This window comes from Microcystis sp. LE18-22.4A (assembly GCF_027531105.1).
GTDB lineage: Bacteria > Cyanobacteriota > Cyanobacteriia > Cyanobacteriales > Microcystaceae > Microcystis > Microcystis aeruginosa.
The window spans coordinates 1-11,480 of the sequence record NZ_JAPZRB010000133.1 but is presented as its reverse complement, the minus strand read 5'-3'; the positions used below and the strand labels follow the sequence as shown (position 1 = coordinate 11,480).

Annotated in this window: 10 protein-coding genes; 5 read left to right on the top strand and 5 right to left on the bottom strand. The window is 42.6% G+C overall.

Going from position 1 to position 11,480, the window contains the following annotated elements:
* Nucleotides 1–323: 323 nt before the first annotated feature.
* Complete coding sequence (locus tag O9295_RS06055) at nt 324–809, bottom strand: allophycocyanin subunit alpha-B (RefSeq protein WP_004162595.1); 486 nt, start codon at nt 807–809, stop codon at nt 324–326.
* A gap of 232 nt (nt 810–1,041) precedes the next feature.
* Between O9295_RS06055 and O9295_RS06050 the strand changes: the two genes are divergently transcribed.
* Nucleotides 1,042–1,794, top strand: coding sequence for a slipin family protein (locus tag O9295_RS06050; protein WP_061430757.1), 753 nt, complete (start codon nt 1,042–1,044; stop codon nt 1,792–1,794).
* 465 nt (nt 1,795–2,259) lie between these two features.
* Here the strand turns inward: O9295_RS06050 and gorA are convergent, their stop codons facing one another.
* A complete protein-coding gene (gene gorA / locus O9295_RS06045) occupies nt 2,260–3,612 on the bottom strand; it encodes a glutathione-disulfide reductase (RefSeq protein ID WP_288032329.1) in 1,353 nt (450 codons plus the stop codon).
* A gap of 174 nt (nt 3,613–3,786) precedes the next feature.
* Here gorA and dacB point away from each other — a divergent pair, with 174 nt between their 5' ends.
* Nucleotides 3,787–5,211, top strand: coding sequence for a D-alanyl-D-alanine carboxypeptidase/D-alanyl-D-alanine endopeptidase (gene dacB, locus O9295_RS06040; protein WP_288032331.1), 1,425 nt, complete (start codon nt 3,787–3,789; stop codon nt 5,209–5,211).
* 223 nt (nt 5,212–5,434) lie between these two features.
* Nucleotides 5,435–6,913 carry a glycogen synthase GlgA gene (gene glgA, locus O9295_RS06035; protein ID WP_288032328.1) on the top strand — a complete coding sequence of 493 codons (1,479 nt, stop codon included), beginning with the start codon at nt 5,435–5,437 and terminating at the stop codon, nt 6,911–6,913.
* 159 nt (nt 6,914–7,072) lie between these two features.
* Here the strand turns inward: glgA and O9295_RS06030 are convergent, their stop codons facing one another.
* The 3 genes from O9295_RS06030 to trmB are packed head-to-tail and all read right to left on the bottom strand — an operon-like array spanning nt 7,073 to nt 9,171.
* Complete coding sequence (locus O9295_RS06030; RefSeq protein WP_288032327.1) at nt 7,073–7,873, bottom strand: tetratricopeptide repeat protein; 801 nt, start codon at nt 7,871–7,873, stop codon at nt 7,073–7,075.
* Nucleotides 7,874–7,892: 19 nt separating this feature from the next.
* Complete coding sequence (locus O9295_RS06025; protein WP_287738611.1) at nt 7,893–8,501, bottom strand: hypothetical protein; 609 nt, start codon at nt 8,499–8,501, stop codon at nt 7,893–7,895.
* A gap of 34 nt (nt 8,502–8,535) precedes the next feature.
* Nucleotides 8,536–9,171 (bottom strand): tRNA (guanosine(46)-N7)-methyltransferase TrmB, encoded by a 636-nt coding sequence (trmB, locus tag O9295_RS06020; protein ID WP_002801525.1) that lies wholly within the window; start codon nt 9,169–9,171, stop codon nt 8,536–8,538.
* Between the two features lie 65 nt (nt 9,172–9,236).
* Between trmB and O9295_RS06015 the strand changes: the two genes are divergently transcribed.
* A complete protein-coding gene (locus tag O9295_RS06015; RefSeq protein ID WP_287171043.1) occupies nt 9,237–10,325 on the top strand; it encodes a metallophosphoesterase family protein in 1,089 nt (362 codons plus the stop codon).
* Nucleotides 10,326–10,680: 355 nt separating this feature from the next.
* Nucleotides 10,681–11,166 carry a hypothetical protein gene (locus O9295_RS06010; RefSeq protein ID WP_287738613.1) on the top strand — a complete coding sequence of 162 codons (486 nt, stop codon included), beginning with the start codon at nt 10,681–10,683 and terminating at the stop codon, nt 11,164–11,166.
* The last annotated feature ends 314 nt before the right edge of the window (nt 11,167–11,480 follow it).

Sequence of the window (11,480 nt, the reverse complement as noted above, 5' to 3'; positions counted from 1 at the left end):
AAATCCTTATCTGGCAAGAGACTTAATTGATTAGTTCGCTCTAGAGCAAAAACAATTGACAAAAATCGCTAAATGCCTTTCTATATAAGGGTTCCATCCCTTATAACCCCCGTCCATTGCATAACACAAACCGAAGAGCCAGTATTAAGTGAGCAGTATGTATTAAGTGAGCCTGATCAAATGCCAGTTTACTACTGTCTTTTCACTGATTACTGTTTACTGCTTACTGATCACTGATCACTGAAAAAAGTCAAGCCTGAACCCTGAAAGAGACGAAAATTGCCCCTTTTCAGACTTCAGGCCCTTGGGATTGTCCCGATCGCTTAGGACATATACTGGATGATAAAGTCGAAGTAGGGGGCTGCTGCCACGGCATCCTCTTGAGTCAAAAGACCTAAAGCGGCCTCTTTGAGACAACGAATCGCCTCCACCATGCCGGGGATGGGAACATTAAGAGAGTTATACATCTCTTTGACCCCGATCAGACCGGTTTGTTCGATCGGTCCCTTATCTCCGGCTAATACCCCATAGGTAACTAGACGGAGATACCAACCATAATCGCGCAAGCATTGATTATATTGACGCTGACCGTAGGCATTGCCCCCCGGCGCTCTATAATCGGGACGTTTCTTGAACAGTTGTTTTTGAGCCTGATCGACGATTTTTTTCTCATTGTCAGCGAGAGTTTCGGCAATGCGAATTCTCTGCTCACCGGTTTTTAAAAATTGCCCGATACCCTGTAGTTCACCACTACTAGGATAACGAAGTTCGTCGTCGGCTTTGAGGATGACTTGGCTAACTACGCTCATAATATCAAGGTAAATTCTGATAACATTCTGTAGTTTATCTCAGGTCGGGGTCTGGAAGTCGAGTCATCGCTGCTGGTTGGGCAATTCCTAAAAATTGTAATATTTCGTTATGAGTTTCCCCGACAGCCCGGTTACTCTCTAGAATGAATGTATTAGTGGTCAGGAGCGAGGAGATGGCAATTGAGATGTCACCGCACACCGATTAACTTGAACCCGATAAGTGGTAATTAATATGGAATTTTTAGCATCCTTCCTATTGATAGCGGGCATTCTGGGGTTAAATGGCTTTAAAATCGATCGAGAATACCAGCGTGGTGTTATCTTTCGTCTAGGGCGTTATCAAGACACCAAAGGCCCCGGACTGTACTGGATCATTCCCCTAGTTGACCAAAAAATGCAGCTGGATATTCGCACCAAAACCGTCGATATCGCCCCGCAAGAAACTGTCACCGCCGATAATGTCACAATTAAGGTTAATGCGGTTCTCTACTATCGCATTATCGATCCTAGCAAAGCGATTAATAAAGTCGAATCCTACCCCGCGGCCGTTTACCAAGCGGCCATGACCACTTTAAGAAATGTAGTTGGTCAAAATCATCTCGATGATGTCTTGCAAAAACGAGACAAAATCAATCAAGCGGTCCAACAAATTGTCGATGAAATTAGCGAACCCTGGGGCATTGATATCGAACGGGTGGAGATGAAAGATGTGGAAATTCCCACTGGTATGCAGCGAGCTATGGCCAAGGAAGCGGAAGCATTGCGAGAAAAACGGGCCCGTTTGATTAAAGCTGCCGCAGAACAGGAAGCCTCCCTAAAATTAGCGGAAGCTTCCCGATTAATCATGGAAAATCCCGCCGCTTTGGAATTACGCCGCCTACAAATGTTAACGGAAATTGGAGCGGAAAATAACACCAGTACCGTGATTATGCTCCCCTCCGATATCTTAAATCTCGCTCAAAAATTAACTGAAAAAAAATCATAAAATGGCTCAGTTGTCAATAGCCAAAAAGGTTAATTTTCTCTGGTGTGTTAGACAAACCTAACGGGTGTATCTCATTTTTGTAAATCTACCAAGTTGGCATTTTTAATGGGAAACTCTCTGCTAAAATCGGGCGTTACTTCCGATTTTATTACTCAATCCAAGCTTTTGGGGGGTAGAACCCCCCAAACCCCGGAGCGCATTAGTTTTTCGGTGGGATGCTTACAGGCAGCTGCTGATATATCTGTAATAATCTAAGAGTCACTCGACCGAATCTAAGACCTAATTGGTTAAGCCAAAAGCTTTGATATGCTTAGTTTATAACCTTCTTTTTAGGTAGGAGAATTGTCAGATTCTGTCTTTTGCCTCTTGCCTGTTGCCTCTTGCCTTCAGAAGCTGATAATTGCTGATTGTCGGTATTTCTGTAAGTGTGAGATGCACCCAAACTAACACACCTAAAATTGTTAATTAACGCATGGTGACGAATTCCTCGGCAGCACTGGGATGAATGCCGACAGTGGCATCAAAATCGGCTTTTGTTGCGCCCATTTTTACGGCAATGGCTACTCCTTGAATAATTTCGGCGGCGTGATCTCCCACCATGTGCGCTCCGAGAATTTTACCACTTTCCTGATGGACAACTAATTTCATCAAAGTTTTGTCCTCTCGGGCCGGTAAAACATTGTAACCAGGGCGGAATTTAGACCGATAAACTTTAATCCCCGTGTCACCATATAGGTTTTTTGCTTGCAATTCTGTTAATCCCACCGTCGCCGCTTCAGGAGTAGAAAATACTGCCGAGGGAACGTTTTCATAACTCATTAACCGGGGTTTATTACCAAAGACTGTATCGGCAAAAGCTCGCCCCTGATTAATCGCCACGGGAGTTAAATTAATTTGATCAGTACAATCGCCCACGGCATAGATATTATCTTCGCTGGTTTGGCTATACTCGTTGACAACAATTGCCCCGTTTTTTACCTCGACATTGACATTCTCTAAGCCCAATTTTTCCAGCTTAGGAATTCTTCCAGTAGCGGCTAAACCTAGGGCATCAACAAATAAGATTTCTGAGGTTTCTTGACCCTGAATATGTACTTTTAAACCCGCAGCAGTTTTCTCGATCGAAGTGGGGAAAGTTTCGGGCATAATTTTAATTCCCTGACGGATCATTTCCGCTTGAATCTCATCGCGGATATCCTCATCAAACCCTCTTAAAATCTTGTCTTTACGGATTAACTGCACCACTTCTGTCCCTAATCCGTGCATAATACCAGCAAATTCTACCCCAATATATCCCGCCCCTAAAACTATAATTCTTTTCGGTTGTTCTGGCAGTTGAAACATGGCATCAGAAACTACTGTATGTTCGATCCCCGGAATATCAGGTTTAACGGGATGTCCCCCCACGGCAATTAAAATTTTATCGGCAGTAATTTTCTGATCTCCCACCTCCAGGGTATGGGTATCAAGAAACTTGGCATAATTAGGAAAAATCGTCACTTGAGAATTATCCAGCATCTTTTGATAAATGCCATTCAAACGTATAGTTTCCTGATTAACGGCACTAATTAATTTTTGCCAATTTAACTGACTCTCTACTGGACTCCAACCGTAACCTTCCGCATCCTTAAATAGTTGCGGAAAACGACTAGAATAAACCATTAATTTTTTGGGAATACAACCGCGATTAACACAGGTTCCTCCCAAACGATCGTATTCTGCTAATCCCACTTTTGCCCCGTATTCGGCTGCCCGTCTAGCGGTGGCAATACCACCAGAACCACCACCAATTACCAATAAATCAAAATCATAACTCATAAAAACATCCTCGCAAATGAATAGAAGTTTGACGAAATCAAGAAACTTTTTTGGCAAAAAGGGGAGCGAATATCTCGGATCAATCCCTAACTGAATCTATCGAGTAACTAGCAGAATATGGTCACTAATGCTGCTAAATTAGAGTCAATTTACCTACTGCCAAGACTTAATTCTATGCTAACACGCCGCTCGAAATTATCTTTTCTCTTGGGGACTTGTTCCCTATTTCTCTGGGTAAACCATCCCGTCACCCTCGCAACCCCCATCAGTCAAGACAATTCCCCCCCTTCCCAGTTTATCTGTCCAGCAGACTTAGCCACCAGGATCGATCGCATTTTGGCCCGACCCGATTATCAAGGCGCTTATTGGGGAATTTTAGTAAAATACCTCAATTCTGACCAAAATATCTATAGTATCCACGAAAATAACTTTTTTACTCCCGCTTCTACTGCGAAATTATTAACCACTGCTGCCGCTTTCAGCAAATTTAACCGCGATTATCGTCTGAAAACCCCCATTTTAGCCCAGGGCAACCCCCCCGATTTAGAAACTTTAACCTTAGTCGGGAGGGGAGATGCAACCATAACCACAGAAAAGTTAGAAAAATTAGCAGAAAAGTTAAAAGCACAGGGAATTAACTCAATTTCTCGCTTAATTGTCGTTGCTAGTCCTTTTCTCGTCTCCGATAGTCAAAAAACCTGGGAATGGGAAGATGTCTTTTTTGACTATGCTGTACCCGCTTCTAGCTTGGTTTTAAACGAAAATTCCGTCACTTTAAAGCTTTTACCGCAACAATTGGGGCAAAGCTTAGATTTACAATGGTCTGATCCCATTGCCGCTAAACAATGGCTAATTGAGAATCAAACCAGCACCGCAGCGCAAGGAAGCCCGAATACTCTGGCAATTAAGGGCAATTTAGCCAATAATCGCCTGATTATCACTGGTTCTCTGGCTATTGATAGTCAAGATGATTTTAATTTAGCTATTCCCCAACCCTCGGAATATTTCCTGGCTCGCTGGCGTAATATCCTTGAAAAAGCGGGAATTACCGTTAAAAACGCAGAAATTAGTTCACAGATTCTCGGCCATGAGATCACCAATTTAGAATCAGAACCCCTAGCATATTTGGTGGAAAAAGTCAATAAAAATAGCGATAATTTACTAGCCGAAACCCTACTACAAATGCTCGGCGGTGTCTCGGGATTGCAAGAAACTTTAACAAAACTGGGAATTAACAGCGATAGTTATAAAATCGGCGACGGTTCGGGGCTATCACGACAAAACCTAATTAAACCCAAGACTTTAGGTCAAATTTTACAACTAATGGCAGAAAATCCTGATTATCGGCGTTCTTTAGCCATTGGCGGCGTTGATGGCACTTTAACCAATAGATTCCGCCAGACTCCCCTAGAAGGACGATTACAGGCAAAAACCGGGACTTTAACCGGAGTTATCGCCCTCGCGGGTTATCTAGCAACCGCCGACAATCAACCCCTAATCTTTAGCATAACCGTAAATAACAGCGATCAACCCGCCACCACCCTCAGAAACGGCATCGATGAGGTGATTTTGCTCCTAGGACAGTTAAAACGCTGTTAATCTTCAGGAGACAGGAGATAGGGATTTAGGGAGATAGGGAGATAGGGATTTAGGGAGATAGGGAAATTTCAGTTAAATTCCCCACTACCCCAACACCCCAACACCCCACTACCCCAACCCGCAACTAATTCGATCGATCGAGTCAATTAATCACAGAAGACTGTATACTTTTGTAAAAATTGCTTCTAGCTGACCTGTAGATTAATCGACGGAGTATTGATATATGTATATAGTTCAGGTTGCCTCTGAGTGCGCCCCAGTGATTAAAGCTGGGGGATTGGGGGATGTGGTATATGGATTGAGTCGAGAATTAGAAATTCGCGGTCATTGCGTGGAGCTAATCCTACCCATGTATGATTGTATGCGCTACGACCAAATTTGGGGCTTACACGAGGCTTATCGGGACCTGTGGGTACCTTGGTACGGTGGGGCAATTCACTGTAATGTTTTTTGTGGTTGGGTACACGGGCGCTTGTGTTTCTTTATTCAACCCAATTCGGGCGATAATTTCTTTAATCGCGGTACTTACTACGGTTGTAAAGACGATAATATGCGTTTTGCCTTCTTCTGCAAAGCCGCTTTAGAATTTTTGCTCAGAAGTAATAAACGTCCCGATATAATTCATTGTCACGACTGGCAAACCGGTTTAATTCCGCCCTTACTTTTTGAAATTTATAAATATCATGGTATGGGCAATCAGCGCGTTCTCTACACCATCCATAACTTTAAACATCAAGGATTTGCTGGTGCGGAAATTCTCTGGGCAACAGGATTAAATAACGATACTTACTACTTTAGCTATGCCCGAATGCGCGATAACTTCAATCCTTTTGTGATTAATTTTATGAAAGGTGGTATCGTCTTTTCCAACTATTTCAACACCGTCTCACCCCACCATGCTTGGGAAGCACACCACACCGATGTTAGTTACGGTTTAGGTCATACAATTCACCTACATCAACACAAATTTACTGGCATTCTCAACGGTTTAGATTACAATATCTGGAATCCAGAGGTGGATAAATTTATTGCTGCACCCTACGGTGTTGATAGCTTCTCCGAGAAGGCACGCAATAAAAAGGCACTGCGAGAAAGACTCTGGTTAAGAGATGAACCAGAAAAGCCCTTAATTTGTTATGTCGGTCGTTTAGATGACCAAAAAGGCGTACATTTAGTTCACCATGCCATGTATTATGCCTTAGCTCGCGGGGCGCAATTTGTCCTCTTAGGTTCCGCCACCGAATCGTTAATTAATAACTGGTTCTGGCATGAGAAAAATCACCTAAATAATAACCCTGATGTCCATATTGAATTGGGCTTTAATGAGGAATTATCTCACCTCATTTATGCGGGGGCCGATATGATTGTGGTTCCCAGTAATTTTGAACCCTGCGGACTGACACAAGTAATCAGCTTAAAATACGGAACCGTTCCCATCGTCCGGGGAGTTGGTGGTTTAGTTAATACGGTTTTTGATCGCGATTATGATACCTATCACCAACCCGAAGAACGCAATGGTTTTGTCTTTTTTGATCCCGATAATAATGCCCTCGAATCAGCCATGTCCCGGGCATTAGAATTGTGGTACACTCAACCGGAAGAATTCCAAAAATTAGCGATTCAAGGCATGGAATGCGATTACTCTTGGAATCGCCCCGGGGAAGAATACGTTGCCCTGTATGAAATGATTCGCCACAAATAAACTGCATCTTGCCCCTAGCAATTCCCTGGCAGTTGTCAACAGAAATTCGAGGAATAGATTTGTTGAAATTACTGGGGAATTGCTTTAGTTTTGACCGACTCCTGACTCCTGATGACCGACTCCTAACCCCACCAAAAAACTTTTTGCCGCAAACCCTACCTAGTAGAGCAGAAATGTTAACTTTGCTTGGTATTCTTGGGTGAGGGGATGACTAACTCCTAAAATCTGAAATATGGCTAACATGGCTTTTCTTGCCCCATCCTGACGATATTTTCTACTTTCTCCCACCAGGCTGATCAGTTTATCTAAAGCGGCGGCATAATCTTCTTTTAATGCGGAATTAATCCCAGTAAAAAATATCGCATCGAGGGGATTATTTTCTGGTTTTAACTGTTGAAATTCTAGGAGAGTTTTCCAACCTTTGATCAGGGGATTTTCTTCTTTAATAGCACTGATTAATCGGTAAGCATCAGACCATTTTTCTAGACGCATGAGAAATTTTACCGCCATAATAACTAATCGTGGTTCGTTGGAATATTTAGGAAAAAGACGATCAAATAATTGTTTAGCTGCGGGCAAATTATCGAGGGCAATCGCTTCTTGTATTTCTGCTAATCCTGTTTCTAATTCCGATTTTAAATCGAGACGGGAAAATAAGTCTCTAATTTGTTCTTCTGGCAAAGCACCAACAAAACAGGGTAACACTTCTCCCTTGCTGACAATTCGCACATCGGGAACTCCTTCCACATCGTATTGTTCGGCTAAGTCGGGATTTTTATCTATATCTATTTTGGCCAGGATAAAATTATATTCGCTTGCCAGTTTTTCTAGCATCGGTTTTACCAATTTACAGGGTCCACACCACAGAGCATAAAAGTCTAAAATCACCGTATTTAGATAGGATTTCTCGATCACTTCACTGTCAAAATTTGTCCCATCTACCTCGATAGAATATCCCATCTATTTCTCCTCTAATCACTTATTTTTCAGCTGGTTTTGTCTCACTTATCTCTTTTATCCAAAGGGCTAATCCTCCCCCTCGTCCCCGGGCTGCCATCATTGTTTCTGTGATCAAAAAATAGGCAAAAAATGCCTGTTTTTTGATACTTTCCTGATAAAAATTCGCTTCACTTACCTGGCCATTTCTAATAAAACCTGAATAGAGAGAGCGATTAAATAGGGTTAGGTTGAGCCGGGTAAAATCAAAGGCAAGAAGACGGGTTTTAGGAAAAAACTTAACCGGACCGCTTACGGATAGTTTGACTGCCCCTAAAACTATCTGATTGCTGACGCTTCCAGAGATAAATTCTCCCGGTTCTAAACTCTCATTTCTTTGGTAAGAGATGGTAATTTTTAACCAGGATGGTAGATAGCGACCCTTACCTAAAACGATTCCCGCTCTCTTTTTCGCTTTTTGAGTTCCCGTGATAAAGTATAATCGCCAAGTACCGACTAAAGCCGCAAAAGTAAGATTTTCTTTAGTTTTTTTAGTGTTTTTTTCTTTGGTTAAGAGAAATTCTAGCAATTGAGAGACAGGGGGGCGATTATTGTCCTCAAGTATTAGGGGTGAGTCGAGATTTCTAACCATGATTTCAGACAGTGCCAAGATATTTTAGCTGAAGCTACCGAACTCGAAAAAGCGAGCGATAAACCGGTTGACCCTTATTATAAGTGGACTTTTCCCTCTCCGTCGGTACGGGGAAAATATTTTCCGCTAACCAGGGGGTTTGATGTTGTCGAACAAAATGGGGATGTGCTTGAAATCTCTCGGTCATTTCCAGGGCGATCGATTCCACATCCGACTGTAAAAAAACCCAGCCCCCAGCTACCATATACTTAGCCAAAGCTATGACTAATTCTGGCTGCACAACCCGACGCTTGCTGTGACGCTGTTTAAACCAAGGATCGGGAAATTGAATCGACACCCAAAATAACTTATCCGCGGGCAAAGATTGCAGTAAAATTTCTGGGGCAACATTCATATTGCCAAAAACAAAAGCGAGATTACTTAATCCTAACCTTTCCCGTTCCTGATTCGCTTCAATTACCAAAGGTTGACGAATTTCAATCCCCAAAAAATTAATTTCTGGCTCTACTTGGGCCATTTGTAACAAAAATTTACCCCGCGCACAACCAATGTCAAGATGGAGAGGTTGCGTCATATCCTGATAAACTTGATTCCAATCGGGGGGAGCGATCGGATGGCGATATTTATGACTTAAGGGATTGACGTGCTGACGAACGCGAACTTTAGCCAAAGATATTTTCTCCTCATTTCTCCTCGATCGATCTAGTTTACCGATATTTAGCCCAATTGAATGCGATGAATTTCCGTTTCGCCATTCTCAGCGATCCTCATATCGCTTTACCCACAACCATTTTGAACCATTCTAATCGCTTTCATCTGGTGGAAGTGAGTATTCCCGCTTTAAAAATTGTTTTAGACCATCTGATCACCCTTAACCTTGATTTTCTGCTGATTGCTGGCGATTTAACCCAAGATGGTGAACCAGAAAATCATCGTTGGTTAGCCGATTGTTTAGCCACTTTACCCTTCCCCGTCTATGTGGTGCCGGGTAATCATGATGTTTTGAGTTTAACCGCGACGGAAAACCAGATCGGTTTAGCAGATTTTCCCTTTTATTATCAACAATTTGGTTACAGCAATCCCGAACAAATATACTACCAAAAAGAAATTTTACCCGGAGTGCAATTAATCGGTCTTAATTCTAATCAATTCGATGAGCAAGGTGGACAAATTGGCAGTTTAGATGCAGAACAATTGCATTGGTTAAAACAGACTTTACCATCGCTAAAAAACGATCTAGTGATGGTGATGATCCATCATAACGTTATCGAGCATTTACCCGGACAAAGCAATCATGAATTAGGTAAACGCTATATGTTGGCTAATGCGGTAGAACTGCTCGATATACTACAGGAAAACGGCGTAAAATTGTTGATTACTGGCCATCTCCACGTGCAGGATCTGGCTTTTACTAGAGGTATCTATGAAATTACCACCGGCTCCCTCGTCAGTTATCCCCATCCCTACCGGGTGCTAGAATATTGCGAAAACACGGTTGAATTAGCCATAGAATCTTTTCATCTGCAAAATATACCCGGATGGGAGAATTTACCCGCTATTTCTCGGCAATGGTTAGGCGATCGCTCTTATCCTTTTATGATGCGTTTGTTAACCTGCCATCCCCTCAATCTTCCCGTGAGTCTAGCGGAGGAATTAGCCCCAAAATTACGCAATTTTTGGGCAGATGTGGCTAAAGGTGACACAATCTTCGATTTTAGCGATTTTCCGCCCCTAGCACGCCGTTATTTTTACGCTTTCAGTGCCATCGATCCCCTCGGTAATCCTCATTTTATCGACAATCAAGCCGTAATTAGGGTTTGCTGAAAAAGCTTTTCCTGGGGGCAGGGTGTGGGGTGTGGGGTGTGGGGTGTGGGGTTTTACCGATTTTGAGGTAGTCAGTTGCCTAATTTTCAGGGAAAAAGTACCTGAATTTTGCCCCCGCTCCCCGCAATGGCTGGCACTTTTTGAGGGAAAAAAAGTCTAAAAGTCTTATCCAACAAAGTTTTTAGATTTATTCAGCAAGCCGTAATTAGTTTCAAGCATCAGTTCAGTTATCGGCGCTCAAACTTGCTGGTGGAGATGGGAGAATAGCTGCAACAAATAATTAACTATAGCTTATAGTTAAAGGACTATCCGGCAGCGCGACCGCTATCTTGGCAGAAAATATCAAAAAAAATCAATGGAAGCAATTAAAAAGGAATTGAAAAAAATCGGTTCTCTTGCCCTCTTTTTTTTCTTGGCTTTCGGTTATATTCTTCTGATCATGAAATTATTTCTGGAAGAATATTCGATTACTACCTACGTTTTGGGTAAAGCGAGCTTAGGGGCGATCATTGCGGCAAAAACCGTGGCCATTCTCGACGCAGCCATGAAGCTAGAATGGTTAGAAAATCGACCCCGTTACCTTAGCATTCTGTATCGAACCTTTGTTTATACCCTAGCAGCACTGATTCTCGGCTCGATCGAGGGTTTTCTGGAAGCTTATCGGGGAACGCGGGTAATTTCGGAGGCAATGGCCAAATTTTGGCAAAGGGAAAGTTTCTCTCAAATCCTTGCGGTTACTCTCTGTCTAGCAGTGGTTTTTTGTCTCCACAATCTCTGGCAAGAAATCGATCGCTATTGGGGTAAAGGCACATTGAGAAAATTTTTTCTCGGTCGCTCCTAGAGTAGAGCAGTTATCTTAATGGTGAGATAGCAAGTTTTCCTTTTCGGGAGTCGGGAGATAAGAGTCAGGGATTTAGGGAGATAGGGAGATAGGGAGATAGGGAAATTTCAGCTAAATTCCCCACTACCCCCCACACCCCACACCCCACGAAAAACTTATTCAGCAAACCCTATTTAGGGTCTGCTGAATAAATCTAAAAACCTTGTTGGGTAAGACTTTTAGACTTTTTGTCAATCAAAAAGTACCAGGCATGGGAGTGATCAGGGGGAAAATTGAGGTACTTTTTCCCTGAAAATTAGGTAGTTGACCACCTG